The following is a 22540-nucleotide window of genomic DNA, read 5'->3' as shown; positions in this document are numbered from 1 at the left end:
CCGTTGTATCCACAACTTCGAACCGGGCTGTCAATCTGGATGCAACGATTCGATCCCTGGCCGGAGCCCCCATGCAATCCACTCGAAGTGTCTCTCCCCTTGCAGTTGCCACGCACGTTTTGCTCTTGTTGGCATTCTTCCTGGTGGGATGTTCGAGCTCGCTCGCTCCGCTCTCCGGCACTTCGGCCAATGCGCTGACGGGTAACTGGCAGGTCTCGTCGATGTCGACGACAGCGATGAAGCTGCCCATGCTCTCGGGCGAACTGACAGGCTCTGTCACCGCTGTTACCGGTATCTTCCACGCTGCCTCGGCAGGCGCATGCGTCAGCCAGGCGACTGCTATCCCGCTCACCGGCCACGCTGACACCAAGAACGTCCTCACGCTCACCGGTGCACTCGCTGGCGGCACACTCACCATCTCTGGCAATGTCGCCGAGGATAACAAGTCGCTCACTGGCACAACGTACAACGTGACCGGCGGAACCTGCGCCTTCTCCGCGCCGGTCGTGGCTTCGGCCCAGGCCTTCAGCTCCGTCACCGGGACCTACGCCGGTAGCTTCTCCGACGCTGGAGGCCATGTCATCGACATCACCGCCAACCTGACACAGACTCCAGCCTCCGACACGACGGGCAACTTCCAGCTAAGCGGCAGTGGAACCTTCCCCAACAATCCCTGCTTCTCCAGCCCGGTCAGCGTCTCGAACGCCCAAGTGACCGGCGGCAGCTTCACCCAGACCTACGCCGATTCCTCTACCCAGAACTCGGTCACCGCAACCGGAACGTTCTCCAGCGATGCCAACACCCTGACCGTGACGAACTGGACGCTGACCGGCTCCTGCGGCCCGGACTCCGGCACCGGGTTGCTGACCCGCCAGCCCTAGTCTTCAGCATGTTGGCACCTGGGTCCGGCAAATCGTCCGGAAGGCTTTATCTTGCCGTCCAAATCTGAAAGACTATTAGCCATGAGCACAGCGACGGCAGTAAAGGTGTTGACGGACCGGATCAACCGGATTGAAGTCTCGGCCACCATGGCCATTACCGCGGCAGCGTTGAAGCTGAAGGCCGAGGGGATCAATCTCTCAGACTTCGGCGCGGGCGAGCCGCACTTTGCCACGCCCCGTCACATCAAGGACGCGGCCATCGAGGCCATAGAGAAGAACTTCACGCGCTACACCGCCGTCGCCGGCATCCCCGAAGTCCGCAAGGCCATCGTCGACCGCCACGCCTGCGACTTCGGCTCGAACTACACGCCGGAAGAGTGCGTCTTCACCACCGGCGGAAAGCTGGCGCTCTTCAACGCGATCCAGGTGCTGGTCGATCACGGCGATGAAGTCATCCTTCCCGTTCCCTACTGGGTCTCGTTCAGGGACATCATCCAGTACGCTGGCGGCGTAGTTGTTCCGGTCGAAAGCCGCGAGGACGAGAACTTCCGCATCACTGCGAAGATGATCGAAGCTGCGATCACGCCGCGCACCAAAGCGATCATCCTGAACACGCCGTCGAATCCGTCCGGCGCGGTTGTCTCGCCCGCCGACCTCGAAGCCATCGTTCGTCTCGCGCACAAGCACGAGATCTACGTGCTGCTCGACGAGTGCTATGTCTACCTGAACTTCACGGGCGAGATCGTCAGCGGCGGGTCTTTCACGGACTGCAAAGACCATGTCGTGATTCTCGGCTCGCTCTCGAAGACCTACGCGATGACCGGCTGGCGCGCGGGCTTCGCGCTCGGCCCAAAGCAGATCATCGGAGCGATGAGCAAACTGCAGTCGCAGAGCACCTCGAACGCCGCCAGCATGGTGCAGCGCGCGTCCATTGCTGCAGTGCATGGCTCGCAGGAGTGCGTCGGCGAGATGCGGGCCGACTACATCAAGCTGCGCGACCGCGTGCTCGAAGGCTTCAAGACGATCCCCGGCCTGACCTGCACCGTGCCCGAAGGCGCGTTCTACGTCTATCCGAACATCAGCAAGTTCATCGGCAAGGGCGGCATCACATCGGCGACGGATCTTGCGGCAAAGCTTCTGAGCGAGGCCCACGTGGTCGTCGTTCCCGGCGAGGCCTTCGGCACCAGCGAACACATCCGTCTCTCTTACGCCGTCTCGGGCGATGTCATAGACGAAGGCGTGAAGCGCATGCGGGAGTACTTCGCGAAGCTCGCGTAGGCTCGGGCAGTACCGTTTCTGATTTCTTTAGATAGAGGGTTATGCCGAGTCGAACGAAAGCAGGAACACCGCGATTCGCGCCCGTGATTCTTGCGGGCGGAAGCGGGACACGTTTCTGGCCGCGCAGTCGCCGCGCCCGTGCCAAGCAGGTACTTGCGCTTGATGGCGAGCAAACGATGATTCAGCAGACGCTGACTCGTTTGCTCCCACTGGCTAATCCTTCCGACGTCTGGGTCGTCACCAATAGCCTGTTGGACAAGACGATCGCCGAGCAGTTGCCCGATGTGCTCGCCGAACACATCCTGAGTGAGCCAGCGGCACGCAATACTGCCCCGGCGTGCGCTTTGACGGCGTTCCTGCTCTTCAACTCCGCTCCCGATACCGTGTTGGGTGTCTTCCCCTCGGACCATGTTGTGGAGCATGGCGAACGCTTCGCCCAGGTGCTGCAGGCGGGCATCGAGATCGCCGCGGACGGCGAGAACATCGTTGTCCTCGGAGTTCCGCCAACTCGTCCCGAGACCGGCTATGGATACATCGAGCAGGGTGACGTAGTGGCCGAAGCGGAGCCGCAGGCTGGTGGAGCGCCCATCAAGATCGCCCGCGTGAAGCGCTTCCGCGAGAAGCCCGATCGCCACACTGCCGAGCGCTTTCTCGCCGCAGGAAACTTCGCCTGGAACGGCGGAATCTTTCTCTGGAGCGCACGCACGCTGGTCTATGCGATCCGCGAACACTCCCCGGATATGGCGCCGATCCTTGAAGAGATCGCCGCAGCCTACGGCACTCCCAACTTCGAGTGCGTCTTCGCCGAGCAGTATCCGAAGTGCGAGAACATCTCCATCGACTACGCCGTGCTGGAGCGCCGCTCCGCGAAGGGCGAGCACAAGTCGGGCATCTACTGCCTGCCCGCGGACTTCGGCTGGAACGATCTTGGCTCGTGGGCATCGCTGCATGAGCATCTCGGCGAGGCCGAGGCCGACAACGTGCTCGACGGCGCAACTACTGGCATCGTCGCGATTGAATCCTCCGGCAACTACGTCTACGCTCCAGGCAAGATGGTCGCGCTTCTGGGCGTCGACGACCTGGTCGTCGTCGAAACGCCCGATGCCTTGCTCATCACAACCCGCGACCGTTCTCAAGACGTAAGCAAGGTCGTTCGCGTGCTTCACGATAGCGACCGCCACGAGTTGATCTGAACACGCTGCAACGAATTTAGGAGAAGCTGACGGATGGGTGTGGTCAAGTTTGGGACCGACGGCTGGCGCGGCATCATCGCCGATGACTTTACCTACGCCAATGTGCGCGTGGCGGCCTCCGCCATCGCGCACTACGTGCTGAAGCAGGAGGATGCGTCGCACGGTGTCTGCATCGGCTACGACACGCGATTCGGCTCGAAGAGCTTCGCGAAGGTTGTTGCTGAAGTTCTTTCGAACGCGGGGATTCCGGTACAGCTTGCGAATGGCATCACGCCGACTCCCGCTCTCTCTTACGCGGTGCGCGAGCGCGGCGCAGCGGGCGGCGTGATGATCACGTCGAGCCATAATCCGGCCGAGTGGAACGGCGTGAAGTACAAGGCCAGCTATGGCGGATCGGGCAAGCCGTCGATCATCTCTGCTATCGAAGGCTATCTCGACGAACCGCTCGACCTCGCACCGGCAGCGGGCAGGATCGAAGAGGTCGACTTCAACGCGGACTACATCGCCGCGATCACAAAGTTCGTTGACCTCGACGCCATCAAGGCCTCCGGCTACAAGTTCCTCATCGACACCATGTATGGCGCGGGCCGTGGCGTGATCGCGGGCATCTTCACCAAGGCGGGCATTCCCTTTGTCGAGATGCGCAACGAGATCAACCCCGCGTTTCCTGGCATCAATCCGGAGCCAATCCTTCCGCACATCAAAGCCACGCAGGTTAAGGTGGTGGAAGAGAAGTGCGACGCTGCCTTCGTCACCGATGGCGACGCCGACCGCATCGGCGCGGTCGATGAGAACGGCAACGTCGTCGACGCGCATAAGATCTTTAGCATCCTGCTGAAGTGGCTGCTCGACCGCAAGGGCTGGCCGGGCGATGTGACCCGCGCCTTCAACACGACGAAGATGCTCGACCGCATCGCGGCGAAGTATGGCCGCACGCTGCATGAGCACGGCATCGGCTTCAAGTACGTCTGCGACCTGATGCTGGAGAAGGAAATCCTGATCGGCGGCGAGGAGTCGGGCGGTGTGGGCATCAGCAAGCACCTTCCGGAGCGCGATGGCCTGCTTAATTCTCTCTTGTTGGCGAACGTGATGGCCGAGGAGAAGAAGACGCTGGGTGAGCTGGTCGCCGCGTTGCAGGAAGAGTTCGGCGAGCACCAGTACGACCGCATCGATATGCACATCACCGAAGATTTGAAGCAGTCGGCGATTGCGCGGGCGAAGGCGGGCGTGTCGGAGATCGCAGGCCTGAAGGTGCTGAAGACGGAGACGCTCGACGGCATCAAGTTCTTCCTCGAAAATCCCGCCTGCGCAGGCAAACCGAACGCGGCGGAGACATGGTTGTTACTGCGTGCGTCGGGAACCGAGCCGCTGCTTCGTGTGTATTGCGAGAGCTGCTCGGTAGAGTCCGTCGCGCAGGTACTGGCCGCCGCCAAGGCCTTCGTTCTGAGTGGAGCTTCGGCGTGAGTTACGAGTTACGCGAGTTGCCGGGCATGACCGTCATGGGCATTTATGCCCGGCTCTCAAATGCTGAGCTGAATAAGCTCGGCGATCTTTGGCGCAGGTTTCACGAGATGGGAGACCACAAGATCGTCGAAGCGCGGCTCAACGACATGCACTGCTGCGTCTATTGCGAGTACGAGGGCGATCACACGCAGCCTTATACCGTAGTGATCGGGTGCGAGGTCGCAGAGGGCACGCCTGCGGTTGAAGGCATGAAGACGGTGCGCATCGAGACAGGGAAGTTTGCCGTCTACAACCGGCCTTACGAGCGACCGAACCCGGTCTTCGCGACCTGGGAAGAGATATGGGCAACGCCCTCGGAGGATTTGGACCGCAGGTTTCAAGCCGACTTTGATCGTTACGGTGCTGCGGAGGGCATTACGGTGAATGTGGGGGTTCGGTGAAGATTACGACGCAGGGGCTGCTGTTCGACATGGACGGCGTGCTCATCAGCTCGATCGGTTCGGTCGTTCGTTCGTGGCGCATCTGGACGAAGGAGTACGGCATTCCGGGCTGGGAGACCTACGAGGTGCCGCACGGCAAGCGCGCGATCGACATCATCCGCGAGCTTCGGCCTGATTTTGACGAAGCGGGCGTGCTGGCTGCGCTCCGTTGGATTGAAGATATCGAAATCGTCGACACCGCTGACCTGAAGGTGCTGCCTGGAGCGCGCGAGCTGCTGGAGTCGCTGCCGCCCGAGCGGTGGTCGATTGTGACCTCTGCGACGCGGCGATTGCTGCTCGGAAGGCTGGAGGCTGCAGGGCTTCCGATTCCGGCGCGGATCATCGCGGCTGATGATGTCGTGAATGGCAAACCGCATCCGGAGCCTTACATGACCGGGGCGAAGCTGCTTGGCTTCGATCCTGCTGATTGCATCGTCTTCGAAGACGCTCCGGCGGGTGTTGGCGCAGGTCTGGCTGCGGGCAGCCGCGTGATTGGCGTGCTCGGGACGCATACTGCGGAGGAGCTCTCGGCCGCGACGTGGATCGTGCCTTCGCTAGAGGGTGTTGTAGCGCGGAACACAGCAGATGGGCTGGAAATCGAGTTCGATGCGCTCTAATACGGCGTGAGTTTGGAGAGAATAATGGATGAACCGAACGAGATCCAGACTTTAACTATCTCCCTGTCAGGCCCCATGAAGCGATTTGTGGAAGACCAGGTGGCCAGCGGGGAGTACGCCAGCATGAGCGCCTACATCGGCTCGCTGGTTCGCGCCGATCAGAAACGTCAGGCCAAGGCGCAGTTGGAGCACGTCCTGCTTGACGCGCTTCAGTCCCAGGAAGGTGACCCTATGGACGTTACCTCTGAGATGGTGGAAGAGTTTCGGCAGAGGCTGCCTAGTCGGACCCCGCGGCGTTTGACGGAATAGATGTCATTGCCGTAGCTCAAACAGAATCGCCCCACGATGAAGCCCGTGGGGCGGATCTGTTTCTGGCTATAGCCTCTTGGATCAGGCAGCCCAGTCGTAACCCTCTTCTCCATGCTGCGAGAGGTCGAGCCCCGTGCGCTCGTCCTCTTCGCTCACGCGAAGTCCGATCAACTTGTCGACGATGAAGAGAATGATCAGCGTGCCGACGATGGAGATCGCCCATGCAATCGCTACGCCGATGAACTGGTTTAGCAGCTGGTGGGCGTTGCCCTCAAGCAGACCAGTCGCCTTGCCCGCTCCGAAGATGGGGTTGATAGTGCTGTTGGCGAAGACGCCGGTGAGGATGGCTCCGAGGGTTCCGCCTGCGCCGTGAACGCCGAAGGCGTCGAGTGAGTCGTCATACCCGAAGATGTTCTTCACCTTCACCACCATGAGGTAGCAGAAGACCCCAGCGATCAGGCCGATCCAGAGCGCCGACATCGGCGTCACGAAGCCCGAGGCCGGGGTGATGGCGACGAGACCGGCGACCGCGCCGGAGATCGCTCCCAGGGCTGAGCAGCGTCCGTTGCGGAGCCACTCTGCCGCACTCCAGCCGATGGCGGCAGCGGCCGCGCCGAAGTGTGTCGCGACGAACGCCGACGTGGCCAGCGTTCCCGCGCCCAGAGCCGAGCCGGCGTTGAATCCGAACCAGCCCACCCACAGCAGGCATGCGCCAACGAAACTAAGCACGACCGAGTGCGGCGGCATGGCCGTCTTCGGGTAGCCGAGCCGCTTGCCGAGATAGAGCGCCGTCACCAGCGCCGAGACGCCCGAGGTGACGTGGACCACCGTGCCGCCTGCGAAGTCGAGGCAGGGGAAGCGTCCGCCGAGCGACGCGTTCAGCAGACCGCCCTTGCCCCAGACCATGTGCGCCATCGGGCTATAGATGAAGATCGCCCACAGCACCATGAAGACCAGCATGGCGGAGAACTTCATGCGCTCGGCGAAGGCACCCGTGATCAGCGCGGGTGTGATGATCGCGAACATCAACTGGTAGACCATGAAGGTCTGGAGCGGGATGGTCGCCGCGTATTTGACGTCGGGAGCGAGGCCGACGCCGTGGAGGAAGACGTTATGCAGGCCGCCGATGAAGGCGTTGCCTTCGCCGAAGGCCAGCGAGTAGGTCACCAGCGCCCACAGCACCGTGATGACGGCCATCATCGCGAAGGTCTGCATCATGGTGCCCAAGATGTTCTTCTTGCGAACCAGGCCGCCGTAGAAGAGCGCGAGTCCCGGACCGCTCATCATCAGCACCAGAGCAGCGCTGACCAGCATCCAGGCGTTGTCGCCTGCGGTCTGCGCGGCGGCGATTGCGGCGGTCTGATCGGCCGAAGCCTTCTCGAGCGCGGCGAGCCGGTCGGGTTGGGCGCCGGATACCTGCGCTAGAACGGAGCTTCCCGAGAGCAAAGCTCCCAACATCACAAGGACAGCGAAGCTGCGAAGACCGACACGATACAACTGCCTCATCTTTGAACCCCCATCTATACAGGCTGGATGAACCACTAAGATACATCTCCACTGCAACTAGCTTGCCTCGAACGGGGAGGCGGGTGCAGACAGTGCAAACAAGCAGGGATGTATCTAACTCTACGCGATGGACGCGGTTCTGAGGAGGGTGTCTACGCGATAGAGGTCATCTTCGGTGTCGACGCCGATGGTGTCCTGCTCCGTCGGGGCGACGTAGAGGTTGAAGCCGTTCTCCAGAAGCCGTAATTGTTCCAGGCGTTCGGTCCGCTCAAGCTGCGACGGAACCAGCGCGGCGAACCGGTTCAGAGCCGCTTTGCGATAAGCGTAGAGGCCGATGTGCTTCCAGTACGTGGCCGACCCGCCCCCGTCGCGGTCGTAGGGAATGGTGGCTCGGGAGAAGTACAGCGCCCGGCCATCGAGCGCGGTGACCACCTTCACCGCGTTGGGATTGGCAATGTTCTCTGGCGTACACGGAACCTTTAGCGTCGTGACGTCCACGTGCGGCTGGGCGAAGGGAGCGAGCAGGGCGGAGATGTGGTCGGGCGTGAGCGTGGGTTCATCGGCCTGGATGTTTACGTAGATGGCAGCGTCGCGATGCTGCGCGACCGCGTGGACGCGGTCCGTCCCGCTGGGGAGATCGACCGAGGTGAGCTCGAACGGCCAGCCGTTCTTCTCACACAGGGCGGAGACCTCTTCGGAGTCTGTGGCGATCACGACCTCGTCGAGCTGCGGGCAGGCGCGCGCGGCGTCGTAGACCCACGCCAGCATGGGCCGTCCGGCGATCTCGCGCAGCACCTTGCGTGGCAGGCGGGTCGAGGCGAGGCGGGCGGGAATGACTGCGAGAGTGCGGTTGGTTGCGCTCATGACTTAGAGGATATTCACCGCGCGGGCTGCGAGCAGGACGACAGTCGCAAAGGAGATGATCGCCTGAATCATCATCAGGACCTTGGCCCAGCGCGAGAGGACAGGGCAGTCGGTAGGGGAGAACGCAGTGCTGGTGTTGAAGGCGATGAAGAGGTAGTCGATGAAGCCTGGACTCCAGGCGTCCTCCCCCATAGCTCGCCGGGCGTCTGGGGCGAGCGTCATCTGGGGAAAGAGAAAAGCTCCATCGGTATGGGCTCCGCGCAGGTCACGCGCATTGGGCCCACCGCCATCCAGGCGCCAGTACCAGGAGGCAAAGACCAGGATGTTGGTCAGCCAGAGCGCGGCAGCGGAGCGGAGAAGCTGGCCGGGGCTCTCTTTGTGACTGGGCAGCGCGGCCACAAGCAGCCAGAGCGACCACGCCATGTCGAGCGTGATGATCGCATTGGTGACATATCCGAGGGCCTGGTTCATGTTGTGATTGCTCATGCGCCGGGCGATGACCGTTGGGACAATCAGAATGCCGATGACAGCGAGCACCAGCCAGCCGGGACCGATCGCGAGGAAGTCCGGCAGCGCCAGCCGGAGGCCGCCGATGGCGATGAGAGCAAGCAGAGCCGGCCAGCGCGGTTCGGGGTCGCGAGCCGGAGCAGGATGCATGACTTGATTCATGGTGTTGCCCACGGAATGAGCGACTGCTTTGGCAGCGTTGCCTGCCGATTGGGCGGCGGAGTGCTGCGACGGCTTGGCTTCGGCGGGTACTGCGGGTACGTCGGGCATGAGGGTGTTCCCATGATGCCTCTCCGAGAGCGCCGGGGCAAGTGGCGCTCCAGACGCGTGCGCTGCGGCCATTTACCCGGCGCGGTGATTCAAGTATCATCGGAGATGGCCGCAGGGAATTCTTCTGCGATTGTCGAGGTGTCATGACCGGTAGTTCGAATCGGCCGCCTGACGATCCGGCCCTTCATCCCAACACACCGTGGCGGTGTAGCTCAGATGGTTAGAGCGACGGACTCATAACCCGTAGGTCGACAGTTCGATTCTGTCCACCGCCACCAATGATTCAAGAGCTAATTCCGCAGTCAGTAAGTCCCAAGACGAACAAAAAACGCACCGGCAGCCCGAAGGCGTCACCGGTGCGCGGATCTGCAGCGTTGTCCTACTTACAACGGCGGCTGCGTGTAGTCCATTCCGTCAAGGTCGGCGATCATACCTGGGCCGGTGGGCGTCCAGTTGAGTTTTTGCCTTGTCAGCGCGCTGGACGCTGGCATGTCATGGACCGCGAAACGGCCAAGCCAGCCGAAGTGTGCATCGGCCTCTTCAGGCTTGATGCTGACTACCGGGATCTTCAGCCCGCGGCCCAGTGCCTCGGCGATGGCCTTCATCGAGACGCCCTCTTCGTCCACAGCGTGGTAGATCGCGCCCGGCTCGGCCTTCTCAAGCGCCAGATGATAGAGCCGCGCGACGTCGGAGATATGCGCTGCCGGCCAGCGATTGCTGCCATCACCGATATAGGCCGAGACGCCCTTCTGCCGCGCCACGGCGTGCACGTAGGGCACCAGGCCCTGCTTGCGCGTGTCGTGAACCTGCGGGAGCCGCACAACCGTGGTCTTCACGCCGCGCTCCGTCAGCTCTTTCATCGCCGCCTCCGAAGCCACGCGCGGGTTCCAGGACAAGGTTGGACCGTCCTCCGTCGAAGGCTTTCCATCGATGTTGGCGGCGATCGCCGTACCGGATGTCATGATGAACGGCCGGTCGGACCCCACCAAAACCTCACCGATCGCCTTAACCGCCTTCAGGTCATCCTCGCAGTTCTTCTGGAACTGCGAGAAGTCATGGTTGAAGGCCAGGTGAATGGTGCCGTCCGTCTTGGACGCTCCCTCGCGCAGACTGTCGAGGTCTTCGATATTGCCGTGAAGCACGTCGATTCCCTTAGCCCGCAGAGCCTCGGCTCCGGCCTCGGACCGCGTGAGGCCAAGCACGCTGTGCCCCGCCTCTACCAACTTCGGAATAAGAGCCGAACCGATGAACCCTGTCGCTCCGGTCACAAAAATACGCATGATGATCTCTCCCTTTGCCTTCTCAAATGAGTGGCGGACCTGCTCCGGCACTCAGTAGCTCAATAGATGGGCTGCGGATCGCGGACGATCTATACTGAAAGTCCGTATGATTAGTCCAATCGTCCCGGATTTGAAAATCGCGCAGCCAGCTCAGCAGACCGCTGGAAAGATGGATCCGCTCTCCGAAGTGATCTCGCTGCTGAAGCCGCAGAGCTACTCCTCTGGCGGCTTCGCGGTGAGCGGCGACCTGGCCATCCAGTTCCCGAAACATCAGGGAATCAAGTGCTATGCTCTGCTCGCCGGCCAGTGCTGGCTGGTATTCGACGACATACCTGAGCCGATCCTGATCAACGAAGGCGATTGCTTTCTGCTGCCGCGCGGGATGCCATTCCGGCTCACGACCGACCTTGCGTTGGAGCCCGTCCACTACACGGTCGCGATCGCGCACTTCGGTATGCGCAATGAGGCCCCGGGTGTCACCGAAGGGGCTCGTTATATTGCCGGTGGACACTTCGCGCTGACCGGAAGCCATGCCGAGATGCTGCTTCAGTCGCTACCTCCCATCGTCCATATTCGCAGCGAATCGGACAAAGCGACCATGCGCTGGTCCATGGAGCGGATGCGCGAGGAGCTTCGCAATCCCCAACCAGGCAGCTCGCTGATCACGCAGCAACTCGCCTGCATGATGCTGGTGCAGGCCCTGCGCCTGCATCTCACGGACACGGCCAGCGCAGGCCAGGGCTGGCTCTCCGCGCTCTCGGATAAGCATATGAGCCTCGCGATTACGAGCATGCACCATGATCCGGGCTACGGCTGGACGCTGCAAGCGCTTGCAGAACGCGTCGGTCTGTCGCGCTCGGTCTTCGCGCTGCGCTTCCGGGAGACGGTTGGCAGTACGCCGATGGAGTACCTCACCCGATGGCGGATGGTGCTGGCGACCGACCGCCTGAAGAACTCCTCGGAGGGGCTCGGGACCATCGCGCAGTCGCTTGGCTACGAGTCGGAAAGCGCCTTTGGCAAGGCCTTCCGCCGGGTGATGGGATGTTCGCCAAGACAATATGCGCGAATGCCTGCGCACTCGCTGTCTGCGAAGTCAGAAGCCATCACGACCTGATGCGAGTCGCCTTCGAGTTCTGCCATAGACTTAGGGGATGCCGCCAAGTAAACGCCGGGCTCCTGTATGGCTGATGGGGCTGTCCAATGCCACCTTCGGGCTGGTGGGCGGCTTTATCGTACTGCCGCTGCCGCAGTTGCTGGCGGCCGAGGGCGTCAGCGAAGCGAAGATCGCCGCAGTAAGTGCTGCTTGTCTCTCGCCGGGATTCTGGGTGTTCCTGCTGGGTCCGCTGCTCGACCTGCGCTTTAGCCGAAGGTTCTATGCGAGCTTATTTGCCGTTCTGGCTGGCCTTGGCCTGGCGTTTGCTGTCGTGATGAAGACAAATCTTCCGGTGCTGGAGATCTCTGTAATGGTCTCGTACGCGGCGGCGGTGTTGAACTCGAACGCCCTGGGCGGATGGCTGGGGGCAATTCTGCCGCAGGTGGCGGAAGGAGATCAGGACGAATCGAACCACGAAGCGGTGAAGCTGGGAGCCTGGACGCAGGTGGGAAGCTTCCTGGGCGGTGGAGCGATCGCTGTGCTGGCGGGGGAGTTTTTACGGCTCTTCCCGGTGAACGTGGCAGCGGTACTTCTGGGGCTACTGGTGATGCTGCCGGCGGCGGTCTTTCCGTGGATTCCATTGCCAGTTGAGGCGGACGGAGTGCTGCGGCGGACGGCGGTGGAGAGCTTCGCGGAGCTCTTTCGCGATCTCCGGCAGTTGCTTACCCGCCGCGATGTCTGGTGGATGATGGCGCTGTTCCTTGCGCCGACGGGGTCGTTTGCGCTGACCAACCAGCTTGGTGGGGTCGCGCGGGACTTTCACGCGTCGGATGCGTTCGTGAGCCGGATGGGAGGGGCAGTGCTCTCTTTTGCCGGGGCGGCGGTATGCCTGCTGCTGCCGGTCCTTGCCCGCTGGGTCAAGCCGCTGCCGCTCTATCTGACGATTGGAACAGTTGGGAGCTTGTTTACTCTGGGACTGCTGCTGTTGCCACGAACTCCAGCGGCGTTTGCGATTGCGTTTATGGCTGAGAACGTCGTTCAGGCTCTCAGCTTTACGTCGGCGGTGGCGATCTGCCTGTCGACGATTGGTAAGGACAATCCGCTGGCGGCGACGCAGTTCACCCTGCTCACCTCGGCCACGGTGCTTCCGATTCTCTATATGGGTGTCCTGGATGGCCGGGCCTATGCAGGTCTCGCAGGAGTGAGCGGGCTGAGTGGTATGTATCTGTGGGACGGGTGTTTAAGCCTGGTGGCGTGTGCGGTGATGGCGTTCGCGATGTGGCGATGGCCCGTAGCTCAGGCAGGAAGAGCGGAGCTTCCGCTCCGCGGAGGATGACAAGGCAATTCCGCGAAAGAGGCAAGCCGGACGGGGGGAATAACGAATTCCGGAGCCAACCGGTGCCCAGCGAGCATAGAATACGTCTAACTCTGATTAGCGCGACCGCGCCGAGACTGAAGCTGTATCTGGAGATTGCTGCGACTATGCCGAAGACCTCGAAGATCCTGTTGCTTGCTGCCTCTGCTGTTCTTGTCTTGACGATCTTCATGGGTGTGAACGCCAGTGGCGTGAGCGCCGCATCGGACACCACCCAGGACAGCGCCTACAAGCAGATCAACGTATACAGCGAGGTGCTGCAGCATATCCAGAGCGACTATGTGGTCGAACCGAACATTCCTTCGGTGACGAATGGCGCTCTGCGCGGGCTGCTGGAATCGCTGGATGCGGACTCGAGCTACCTGTCGCCGGACGACTACAAGCTCTACAAGATGGACAAGGGTGGCAAAGCGCAGGTCGGGATCAACGTCTCCAAGCGCTTCGGCTATGCCAATGTGGTATCGGTCGTTCCCGGCAGTCCGGCGGATCGGGCTGGTCTGGTCGATGGCGATATCCTCGAGGCGATCGACGGCCACGACACCCGCGACATTCCGCTGGCGATCATCCAGAAGATGCTCGAAGGCGCTCCTGGAAGCGCGGTCTCGGTCTCCGTGGTGCGCCCAAAGAAACCGGAGCCGGACAAGATCGACATGACTCGCACGGTAACGCAGATTCCAGCGGTGCAGGACGCGATGTACGACGGCTTCAGCATTCTCTACCTGAAGCCGGGGATCCTGGACCACGAGCATGTGCAGCAGCTTGAATCGAAGCTCAAAGGCATGCGGAGCGCGGGAAACAAGAAGGTTCTGCTGGATCTGCGCGACGTAGCCGCAGGCGATATGGCTGAGGGGACGAGGCTGGCAAACTTCCTGCTGAAGTCGGGAACGATTGGCAGCCTGGAAGGGCAGCAGGTCGCGAAGGTGACCTTTACGGCTGATCCCTCAAAGGCGATCGTTCCTACGGCACCGACAGTTGTGCTGGTGAATCACGGTACGGCAGGCCCGGCGGAGTTGGTGGCAGCGGCACTTCTCGACAACAAGCGCGCGGATTTGGTGGGGGAGAAGACCTTCGGCGAGGGCACGCAGCAGAAGACCTTCGAGATGCCCGATGGTTCGGCCCTCATTCTTTCCGTGGCGAAGTACGAGTCGCCTTCAGGGAAAAAGCTTCAGGATGAGGGAGTTACGCCCGGTGTGACGGTTGCCTCCGCAACCCTGGAGCAGGGTGGATCAGACGACGACGCTGCCGCGCAGCCGATGGGAGCGACCCCCGCTCCCGTCGTGGTGGTTAAGCCACAGGTAACAGTAGACGAACAGTTGACCAAGGCGCTCGACCTGTTGAAGGCCAAAGCGGCTTAGGTTGCCCGCAAGCGACAGCAGAGAGTTTTTGGTCGGTCGCTTGCCATAGGATTCCGTGGCGGCCCCACTCATCGCGATGGTACTGCGATGAGTGGGGCACAGATTTTTGGCCGGTTGGTTCCGGAGTGGGTTTCGCTTGTTTTACGTTTGATCCGGGGGCGTGGGCCAATCTGCTAGGCTGAGGATGCCGTGTTGAGTCTCTTCCGCAGCCGACCCTCCCGAGATCGCGAAGACGTAGATGACGCCGAAGCAGAGCGTCTGGCGGCGCTCGAAGCACGCTGGGAGGCCGAGACCAGGGCCGAACGCGAGCGGGAGCTTGAAGAGAAGCGAAAGAATGGCTGGGAGCCGCCGAAGAGCCACAAGGCTGTGGCTCGAGCTACGTTCAGCGTGCTGTTGCTACTGTCGGCGCTCTTCGGGGTGATGTGCGGGCTGATGCTGGTGTACTCGGTCGACCTGCCGCAGATCGACGACCTGGTAAAGTACCGGCCGAATACGACGACGACGCTCTATGACGTGCATGGCCGGGCGTTTGGCAGCTTTTCACTGGAGCGCCGGGTGGTGGTGCAGTACTCGGATATCCCGGTCAACCTGCGGGACGCGATCATCTCCATTGAAGATAAGAGCTTCGAACGAAACTGGGGCGTAAACCTCTTTCGGGCGGTGGGTGCGGCTTGGCGGGACCTTCATGCGAAGGGGAGGGCGCAAGGGGCTTCGACGCTGACGATGCAGTTGGCGCGGAACCTGTTTCTGTCGTCCGAAAAGACTTACGGGCGAAAGCTGCAGGAGGTACTGCTCTCGATGCAGATCGAGCGGCGGTTTACCAAGGAGCAGATCTTCACGCTGTATGCGAATCAGATCTATCTGGGGCGTGGGACGTATGGGTTCGAGGCGGGCAGCGAGTTCTACTTCAGCAAGCATGTGAAGGACCTGAACCTGCAGGAGGCGGCTCTGCTGGCAGCACTGCCGAAGGGGCCGGAGGCGTACTCGCCACTACGCTACCCGGAGAAGGCGTTGAAACGCAGAAACCTCGTGCTGAGCGAGATGCTGCACGACAAGAAGATCACCGCCGAGCAGGCGAAGGCGGCGGAGGCTGCGCCGCTGGGGCTGCGGATCGAGACGCCTTCGAACAATGTTGCGCCTTATTTTGTCGAAGAGGTTCGGCGGCAGCTCGAAAAGGAGTATGGCGTCGAAGAGGTGCACGGAGCGGGGCTGCGGGTGGATACGACGCTCGACCTGGACCTGCAGGCCGTGGCGAACAAGGCGGTGCTCGATGGGACGGCAGCGTACGAGCGGCGGCGGGGATGGCAGGGGCATCTGCTGAACGTGGTGCTGGCGGGGCTCGATCCTGACCTCTACAAGCATCCTGACTGGGCGCAGCCGGTGATTGAAGGGACATACGTGCATGGGCTGGTGGGCGAAGTCGCCGCCGACCATGTCGTGGTGAAGATGGGCGCTCGCCGAGCGGTACTGAAGCCGGCGGATTGGGCCTGGACACAGTTTCCGACGGCGGACAGTTTTCTGCGGACCGGCGATCTGGTTTACGTGAAGGTGGACAAGGTACTCCCGGATGGCGGGATGCATGCGCTGCTGGAGCAGGACTCGGGAGCGCAGGCGTCGATGATGGCGATCGACAACGTGAACGGCGAGGTGCTGGCGATGGTGGGCGGCCGCGACTATGCGCTGTCGCAGTTCAACCGGGCTACGCAGGCGCAGCGGCAGGTGGGGTCGTCGTTCAAGCCATATGTTTATACGACGGCAGTCGAGGCGGGAGCTAAGCCGACGGACATTATTGTGGATGGGCCGACGTCGTTCTACACGCCGAACGGGCCGTATACGCCGCATAACTACGAGGGCGACTACAAAGGCGCGATGACTCTGATTACCGCATTTGCGGAGTCACGGAACATCCCGGCGTTGAAGCTGGCGGCGAAGGCGGGAATCACGAAGGTGATTGAGACGGCGCACCGGTTTGGGATCACCAGCAATATCCCGGCGTTTCTGCCGGTGGCAATCGGGTCGGCAGACATTACGCTCGCCGAGCAGGTGGGAGCGTACAGCGTCTTTCCCAACGATGGGATCAGGATTGAACCGCACTACATTCGCCGCGTCACGCAGGCGGATGGGCAGCCGATGCACGAGATCGAGGTGCCTGTAAAAGAGGTGATCTCAGTAGACACGGCGCGGACGATGATGCAGCTTCTGCGGGCTGTTGTCGCGTATGGGACGGGCGCTGCGGCCTCGCAACTTCACCATCCTCTGGGCGGCAAGACGGGGACGACGAACAACTACACGGATGCGTGGTTTGTGGGCTTCTCGCCGGGGGTGACGTGCGGGACGTGGATTGGGTTCGACGACAGGCAGTCGCTGGGTGAGAAGGAGACGGGCGCAAAGGCGGCGTTGCCGATGTGGATGGATTTTATGAGGGCGGTGATTGCGACGCGACCGGATGAGGTCTTTCCGAGCGAGGGCGCGCCGAAGAAGGAGCTTGAGGTGCCTCTGGGCGAAGCGGACGCGCCTAAGCCGGTGAGGAAGGCGAAGCCGCTCGAGCCGGATGCGGATGAGGATCAGGATGCTCCGGCGGCGGCAGCGGGCACGGCAGTGATGCCGGCTGATGCGGTCCCGGAGGATGCTGCTGAAACTACGGGGAAGCCTAAGACGGTACCGCACTAGAGGCGATGTCCTGCCGGACGGGCTCGCTGCGCGCGGGGCGGTCACTTCGTGACGTGTATACCGCTTCGCGTGGGCCTCCCGTTGGTCGGCACCCGCAGCGTGTTTGCGAGCAACATGCGAAGCCCAATACGAGTCACGAAGTGACCGCCGCCCGCGGAGGGCGCTCGTCTGGCAGGACAGTCTTTGCCAGTCTCTTACAAAGAGAGAAGTAGCGTTTCGCGCGGGCTACGTCGAGGCCGATCTGGGCGCGTAGGGCTTCCGGATTGGGCCACTTGATCTCGGGCCGGAGCCGGTGCAGGAAGGCTAGACGGATAGGGGTGGTCTCCGTCAGGTCGATGGGGTGGAAGTTGAGGATGTGGGTCTCGACGGTGAAGTCGGGCGTGCCGGGGATGTGGCCGAAGGTAGGGCGTGTGCCTACGTTGGTGACGGCGTCGAAGGTTTCGTTATTGATAGAGATCTGGGTGATGTATACGCCGGTGGCGGGTAGGAGTTCCGCGTAGTCGGCGAGATTGATCGTGGGAACAGTGTATTTGGTGCCGTAGCCTCGGCCTGAGGCCGGGGTGCTGACGATGCTAAAAGGGCGGCCCAGGAGTGGGCGGGCGCGATGGACTTCTCCTGCGGCGATGAGCTTGCGGATGCGGCTGGAAGAGACGGCTTCGCCACGCAGGGCACGGGGGGCGTAGGCGCGGACGTTGAAGCTGAGATCGCGGCCTAGCTGTTCGAGGCCTTCGACGCCGGCCTCCGCATGGTGGCCGAAGCGGAAGTTCTCGCCCTCGTGGACCTCCGCGACGTGGAGCGCGTCACGAAGGATGGTCGAGGCGAACTCGCGGGCGGTGAGGCGGGAGAGTTCGAGGTCGAAGGGGAGGACGAAGGCGGCGTCGATGCCAGTGGCGGCGAGGAGCGCGAGCTTCTCTTCGAGCGGGGTGATAAGGGTTAGATTGGCCTGCTTGCCGAGGACGCGGGCGGGGTGGGGGTCCAAAGTAATTGCAAGCGACGTGGCTCCGAGTGCGGCAGCCCGGGCGATGACCTCGTCGATGACCCATTGGTGGCCGCGGTGAACGCCGTCGAAGTTTCCGATGGTGGCCACGGTGGGGCCGACGTCGGTGGGGAGTTCGGCGAGGCTGCGGTAGATCTTCATCGGACTATCTAACTCCCGCATGAGCAAGGAGCTCGCTGACCTTTGAGGCAGGTGCGCCTAAAAGCTTGGAGTGTCCGGGCATGTTGTAGAGGACGGCATAGTCCTCGCGAATATGCGGCCCAACCCAAACATAATGCTTCTCGTTATAGGCCCGGGATGCTTCCAGGGAATAGACCGCGGGACCGGATGGACGCACGAGATAGACCGAGAAGGGGTCGTAGGTTGTGGCGTATGGCTTCTTTGAACCTTTGCCTCCGTCGCCCGCCATCACCTCGGAGAGACTTGTTTTGCCGACAATGAAGACGCCATCGGGGGACGGCTGAAGAGAGGTCACGTCCAATTCGGTTTGATCAAGGATTTTGAAGGGCTGGCCGTCGTCAGAGAAGCCTACGATGAAGACCGGAGCAGCTCCGATACCGGCTTCTCCGAGAAAAAACAACAACGTGTGCGATTGGGAGTCGATAGAGTAGCTGCCAGTCAGGAAGCAACGCGAAGGGTGCAGCTTCAGGCCGGGAATGTCGGTCCAAACTCCTCTTGCCAGTTTTTCTCCAGCACCATCGGGAATTTGGATGACAGAGTTTTTTGGCATCAGCGAAACTGATCTTCCATTTGAAACAATCGTTACTGTGCGGAAAGAGCCTCGCTCAACGGGTTTCGTCAGTGTCACGGAGACTTCGCGTTTGGTTTCCGGCAGAAGAAGTTTCGCTCTCTGCGCGACGCAGCATTGGCCGGAGGTCACGAGGGAGAGAACGAGGGCGCAGAAGCATCGTCTCATGCGATTTCCTCGGCGGTGATATGAGGTGTTAGGTCGAAGTCCAGCTTCAGGCCGTCGTAGGCCAGACGCACGTGCGGGGGGAGCGTGGCGTCGGTGGCGGCGTGGTCGAGGTCGTGGCCCATGTGGGTGAAGAAGGCGCGTTTGGGCTTGAGCTGGTCGACGATCTTGAGGGAGTTCTCGACGTTGGAGTGAGTGGGGTGCGGAGTGTGGCGGAGGGCGTCGAGAATGAGGATGTCGAGATTCTGGAGCTGCGCAAGGCTTGCTTGCGGGATGGAGCTCATGTCTGTCAGGTACGCTGCGGAGCCGAAGCGGTAGCCGCTGATGACGAGGTTGCCATGGTTCACGGGGATGCGTTGGAAGCTGGCCCCGAAGAGGTGGATTGCCTCGTACGCTTCGGTGAACCGGTTGAGCTTTACCCGGGCGATCGTTGTACCCCTTGAAGGCGGGCGGAAGGTGTAGTCGAAGACGCGTTCGATGGTGGCGGCGGTCTGGTCGTCGGCGTAGAGGGGGAGCGGGTCGACGAGTGCGAAGGTGAGCGGCCGAAGGTCGTCCATCCCGAGGATGTGGTCGGCGTGGGGGTGGGTGAAGAAGACGGCGTCGACGTGGGTGACGCGCTCGCGGATGGCCTGGGCGTGGAAGTCGGGGCCGGTATCGATGAGGACGGCGTGGTCTGTGTAACTGTCGGGGCCATCGCTATGCCAGGCGATGTGTACGGAGGGGCGGGTTCGGCGGTTGCGCGGGTCTCCGGCGGGCGGTGGCGTGACGGCGGAGGTGCAGACGGCGCACCCGCACCCCAGCGTGGGGACGCCCATCGAAGTGCCGGTGCCGAGGAAGGTAAGAGTAGCTTTCATTCAGGAAGAAAGGGCCAAGGGAAAGGGATTGAGAAGAGCTGAACGCCGATTCCCTTCGGGAATGACAAACTCGGTTACCGGACGATGCTGGGGCCGAAGCCGGGAGTGCCGGGCGCGGGTGGTTGGGGCTTCTGTGCGGTGCGGGCCAGCGCCTGGGTGATGTCCAGGAAGGCGAGGCGGAGCTCGAAGAGGGCGCTGTCGATGAGTTGCTGTTCGTCGAGCGTCAGGCTGGCTGCGGTCTTATCCGCGATGACCGTGAGCATGTCGATGCTCTGCTTTGCGCCGAGCAGGTCGACCTGCGGCTTCTGGCCTTCGGGGGTGTTGCCGCCAAGCTGCATGATGGCGGTCATGTAGACGGACTGGACGAGGCGCTCGAAGGACATCTTCGGGAGCTGCTCCATGCCGGGATTGGCGGAGCGAATGGCGATGTCGAGGCGTTCTGCGGTGGCATCGAACGCGATGCGGGACTGCTCCATCTGCTCGGCTGTGGGGGCCGGGGGCTGGTTGGGGTCTTCGTCGGCGAAGTCGTTAGCAGCTTCAGTCTCAGGCGAAGCGGCCACGGCCCGCGGAGCTTCCGCGATCGGCTGTGGGATGACGCGGGCGCTGGATTCTACGGGCGCTTCAGCCGGCGGGACGATGGGACGGACTTTTTCGGGCGATGGGTCGGCGTCGGGGCGGGGCTCGCCGTCGAGGGTGAACTTGCGGCGGTCGGTGATGACGAAGGGCTTGTTTTGCTCGGGCATGATTTCTCTTTCGGGAGGGCTTGATGATGCTGCGTGAAGCATGATGAGTGCAGCGCTTGGAACTCATTGGACTCGATGAAGTGTTCTGCTCCATCGAGTGTCGCTGAAGAAGTGAAGAAGCTCGTGAACTGTGGACTGCGCTTGTGCGGTCAAAGCGACGTCGGTGTCGCTTACCTCCCGAACGTTGATCGACCAGTAGACAAGCAGCGGCCGGCCAATGATGTTCTCCCGCGGAACGAATCCCCAGTAGCGGCTATCAAGGCTGTTGGTGCGGTTGTCCCCCATGGCGAAGTACTTGCCGGGCGGGACGACGATGTCCTCGCCTTCCATGGCTGAGGGAATTGCGAGCGACCACTGTGCTGAGACACCCGGTTCGGTGTCTGCGGTGACCGACGGGAAGTCATTCACGTACGAATCGTAGGGGCGGTTCGGATCGGGCTTTGCGACGTAAGCCTCGCTCTGGGCGACTCCGTTGAGGAAGACGACGCCGTTGCGAAGGTGGATGCGGTCGCCGGGGATGGCGATCACTCGCTTGACGAGAGGCATGTGGGAGCCATTCTCTTCGAGTGGCTTGTAGAAGACGATGACGTCGCCCCGCTTGACCTCGCGGTATGGAAGGAAGGAAGCACCTTTTGTCGCGGGAGCCAGCATCTCGCGCTCGACGAGAACGTGATCGCCTACAAGCAAGGTGCTCGCCATGGAGGACGACGGAATGAAGAAGTTTTGAAAGACGTACGTGATGACGAAGAGCCAGACTGCTGCTAGTGTCAGGTACGAAGCGATGAAGCTCAAGCCGCTCTCGCTCACCCGGGGATCTTTCGCTGCCTGTCGTTCAGCCATCTCTCAGACGTTCCTTTCGGAGATCGTAATGGGGGTGGTGACGGGTTGTGCCGTGCCGCCGGGATACGCGATGGCGAGATTGCGTTCGAGGGCCTCGCGGCGGATGTAACCGAGGGCGAGGTTCATGGGGCCGGACGCTAACGGAATGGCTGCGACGCTGGTTAGCTCGCCGACCGGCTTGCCGTCGACTTCGAGGACGGTGCTGGCGGCGGGGAGATCGCCTGTGAGTTGAAAGGCGTGGAAGGTGCGATGGACGTTGCCGCGCGAGCGGATGCGCTCGACGATCTCCTGGCCGAGATAGCAGCCCTTGGCGAAGTGCAGAGCGCGGGTCTGGGCGGTCTCCTGGGGGAGCTCCTTGTCGCGGATGTCCGTGCCGTAGAGGGGCGTGCCTTCGAGGAGGCGGAGGTGGTTGAGGGCTTCGTCACCCACGAGTGCTGCGCCGCTGGCGATGACGGCCTCGGTGATCTGCGCGATGGTGTCAGGCGATTCGGCCCAGAGTTCGATGCGTGGCACGAGGGGACTGTGGGAGTGGAGGATGGCGACCTTGTGGCCGCGCCAGTCGTCGATTGCCGTGAAGTGAAGCGGTGCAAGGTCGTTCGTTGCGATGCCTACGGCTGCAAGTGTTGATGCAGCTTGAGGGCCCGCGACGACGAGGCCGAAGCTGGGATGCTGGGCGAGTTCGACGTCGTCCATGATGATGAAGCGGTCGAGGAGCTCCATGAGCGCGGGAACCCGGTCAGCGGCGGTTCCGAGCAGGATGCTGTTGTCGAGCGCGAGGGCGACGGCATCGCCCTGGATTCGGCCTTGCGAGGACAGGAAGAAGTTGTAGTTCATCTCGCCGGACGCGAGCGCCTGGATGGAGTTGGTCGTCATCCCGTTGAGCCAGCGGACGCGATCGTCGCCCGTCAACTTGATCCAGCCGATGCTTGAGAGTGGTGCGACGGCAGAGGCTTCGAGCAGCGCGGTGAGCTGCTGCTGCGCGGTTGCGGATTGTGCGGGCGGGGAGGCGATAGCTGTCATAAGCGGACACGCAGGAAAGACACTGCGTACAC

The 22540-nt window shown here is 62.1% G+C and carries 21 protein-coding genes and 1 tRNA gene; 12 read left to right on the top strand and 10 right to left on the bottom strand.

The features are described from left to right. The first annotated feature begins 71 nt into the window (after positions 1-71). The 7 genes from OHL18_RS18950 to OHL18_RS18920 all read left to right on the top strand — a co-directional run bounded on the left by OHL18_RS18950 (position 72) and on the right by OHL18_RS18920 (position 6221). On the top strand, positions 72-881 hold the full coding sequence (locus OHL18_RS18950; RefSeq protein ID WP_263376438.1) for a hypothetical protein: 810 nt from the start codon (positions 72-74) through the stop codon (positions 879-881). Positions 882-962: 81 nt separating this feature from the next. Further along, positions 963-2159 carry a pyridoxal phosphate-dependent aminotransferase gene (locus tag OHL18_RS18945; RefSeq protein ID WP_263376437.1) on the top strand — a complete coding sequence of 399 codons (1197 nt, stop codon included), beginning with the start codon at positions 963-965 and terminating at the stop codon, positions 2157-2159. A gap of 41 nt (positions 2160-2200) precedes the next feature. Continuing rightward, the gene (locus OHL18_RS18940) at positions 2201-3352 is read left to right on the top strand and encodes a mannose-1-phosphate guanylyltransferase (RefSeq protein ID WP_263376436.1); all 1152 of its coding nucleotides are present in this window, start codon (positions 2201-2203) and stop codon (positions 3350-3352) included. Between the two features lie 33 nt (positions 3353-3385). Further along, complete coding sequence (locus tag OHL18_RS18935; protein WP_263376435.1) at positions 3386-4816, top strand: phosphoglucomutase/phosphomannomutase family protein; 1431 nt, start codon at positions 3386-3388, stop codon at positions 4814-4816. Further along, entirely contained in the window at positions 4813-5256 is a 444-nt protein-coding gene (locus OHL18_RS18930; protein WP_263376434.1) for a GyrI-like domain-containing protein, read from the top strand. The genes OHL18_RS18935 and OHL18_RS18930 overlap by 4 nt, the downstream gene beginning before the upstream one ends. After that, positions 5253-5912, top strand: a complete 660-nt coding sequence (locus OHL18_RS18925) for an HAD-IA family hydrolase (protein ID WP_263376433.1) — start codon at positions 5253-5255, stop codon at positions 5910-5912. The genes OHL18_RS18930 and OHL18_RS18925 overlap by 4 nt, the downstream gene beginning before the upstream one ends. 24 nt (positions 5913-5936) lie before the next feature. Continuing rightward, the gene (locus tag OHL18_RS18920; RefSeq protein ID WP_263376432.1) at positions 5937-6221 is read left to right on the top strand and encodes a ribbon-helix-helix domain-containing protein; all 285 of its coding nucleotides are present in this window, start codon (positions 5937-5939) and stop codon (positions 6219-6221) included. 81 nt (positions 6222-6302) lie between these two features. Here OHL18_RS18920 and OHL18_RS18915 read toward each other — a convergent pair whose 3' ends face one another. From OHL18_RS18915 to OHL18_RS18905, 3 genes are all read right to left on the bottom strand, one after another. Then, complete coding sequence (locus OHL18_RS18915) at positions 6303-7679, bottom strand: ammonium transporter (RefSeq protein ID WP_396274903.1); 1377 nt, start codon at positions 7677-7679, stop codon at positions 6303-6305. A gap of 168 nt (positions 7680-7847) precedes the next feature. Further along, entirely contained in the window at positions 7848-8591 is a 744-nt protein-coding gene (gene kdsB, locus OHL18_RS18910) for a 3-deoxy-manno-octulosonate cytidylyltransferase (protein ID WP_263376430.1), read from the bottom strand. A 3-nt stretch (positions 8592-8594) separates the two neighbouring features. After that, entirely contained in the window at positions 8595-9368 is a 774-nt protein-coding gene (locus OHL18_RS18905) for a hypothetical protein (RefSeq protein WP_263376429.1), read from the bottom strand. A 201-nt stretch (positions 9369-9569) separates the two neighbouring features. Here OHL18_RS18905 and OHL18_RS18900 point away from each other — a divergent pair. Continuing rightward, positions 9570-9646: transfer RNA gene (locus OHL18_RS18900), tRNA-Met, on the top strand. Between the two features lie 105 nt (positions 9647-9751). On the opposite strand, the gene OHL18_RS18895 is transcribed toward OHL18_RS18900, so the two are convergent. Further along, on the bottom strand, positions 9752-10648 hold the full coding sequence (locus OHL18_RS18895; protein ID WP_263376428.1) for an SDR family oxidoreductase: 897 nt from the start codon (positions 10646-10648) through the stop codon (positions 9752-9754). 106 nt (positions 10649-10754) lie between these two features. On the opposite strand from OHL18_RS18895, the gene OHL18_RS18890 reads away from it, so the two are divergent. From OHL18_RS18890 to OHL18_RS18875, 4 genes are all read left to right on the top strand, one after another. After that, positions 10755-11762, top strand: a complete 1008-nt coding sequence (locus OHL18_RS18890; RefSeq protein WP_263376427.1) for an AraC family transcriptional regulator — start codon at positions 10755-10757, stop codon at positions 11760-11762. Positions 11763-11799: 37 nt separating this feature from the next. Beyond that, positions 11800-13077, top strand: coding sequence for an MFS transporter (locus tag OHL18_RS18885; RefSeq protein WP_263376426.1), 1278 nt, complete (start codon positions 11800-11802; stop codon positions 13075-13077). Positions 13078-13223: 146 nt separating this feature from the next. After that, the gene (locus OHL18_RS18880) at positions 13224-14471 is read left to right on the top strand and encodes a S41 family peptidase (RefSeq protein ID WP_263376425.1); all 1248 of its coding nucleotides are present in this window, start codon (positions 13224-13226) and stop codon (positions 14469-14471) included. A 192-nt stretch (positions 14472-14663) separates the two neighbouring features. Beyond that, a complete protein-coding gene (locus OHL18_RS18875) occupies positions 14664-17141 on the top strand; it encodes a penicillin-binding protein 1A (RefSeq protein ID WP_449727819.1) in 2478 nt (825 codons plus the stop codon). Positions 17142-17274: 133 nt separating this feature from the next. On the opposite strand, the gene ribF is transcribed toward OHL18_RS18875, so the two are convergent. The 6 genes from ribF to ygfZ form a co-directional block, all read right to left on the bottom strand. After that, a complete protein-coding gene (ribF, locus tag OHL18_RS18870) occupies positions 17275-18279 on the bottom strand; it encodes a riboflavin biosynthesis protein RibF (protein ID WP_263376424.1) in 1005 nt (334 codons plus the stop codon). A 4-nt stretch (positions 18280-18283) separates the two neighbouring features. After that, on the bottom strand, positions 18284-18946 hold the full coding sequence (locus OHL18_RS18865) for a hypothetical protein (RefSeq protein ID WP_263376423.1): 663 nt from the start codon (positions 18944-18946) through the stop codon (positions 18284-18286). Positions 18947-19050: 104 nt separating this feature from the next. After that, positions 19051-19905 (bottom strand): MBL fold metallo-hydrolase, encoded by an 855-nt coding sequence (locus OHL18_RS18860; protein WP_263376422.1) that lies wholly within the window; start codon positions 19903-19905, stop codon positions 19051-19053. 74 nt (positions 19906-19979) lie between these two features. Next, the gene (locus OHL18_RS18855) at positions 19980-20648 is read right to left on the bottom strand and encodes a DUF1844 domain-containing protein (RefSeq protein WP_263376421.1); all 669 of its coding nucleotides are present in this window, start codon (positions 20646-20648) and stop codon (positions 19980-19982) included. Between the two features lie 63 nt (positions 20649-20711). Then, on the bottom strand, positions 20712-21488 hold the full coding sequence (gene lepB, locus OHL18_RS18850) for a signal peptidase I (RefSeq protein WP_263376420.1): 777 nt from the start codon (positions 21486-21488) through the stop codon (positions 20712-20714). A gap of 3 nt (positions 21489-21491) precedes the next feature. Beyond that, positions 21492-22508 carry a CAF17-like 4Fe-4S cluster assembly/insertion protein YgfZ gene (gene ygfZ / locus OHL18_RS18845; protein WP_263376419.1) on the bottom strand — a complete coding sequence of 339 codons (1017 nt, stop codon included), beginning with the start codon at positions 22506-22508 and terminating at the stop codon, positions 21492-21494. Positions 22509-22540 lie beyond the last annotated feature (32 nt).

This window comes from Granulicella aggregans, assembly GCF_025685565.1.
Taxonomy (GTDB): domain Bacteria; phylum Acidobacteriota; class Terriglobia; order Terriglobales; family Acidobacteriaceae; genus Edaphobacter; species Edaphobacter aggregans_B.
Note: the sequence above shows the minus strand (reverse complement) of the source record. Positions and strands in the feature narration are given on the sequence as shown.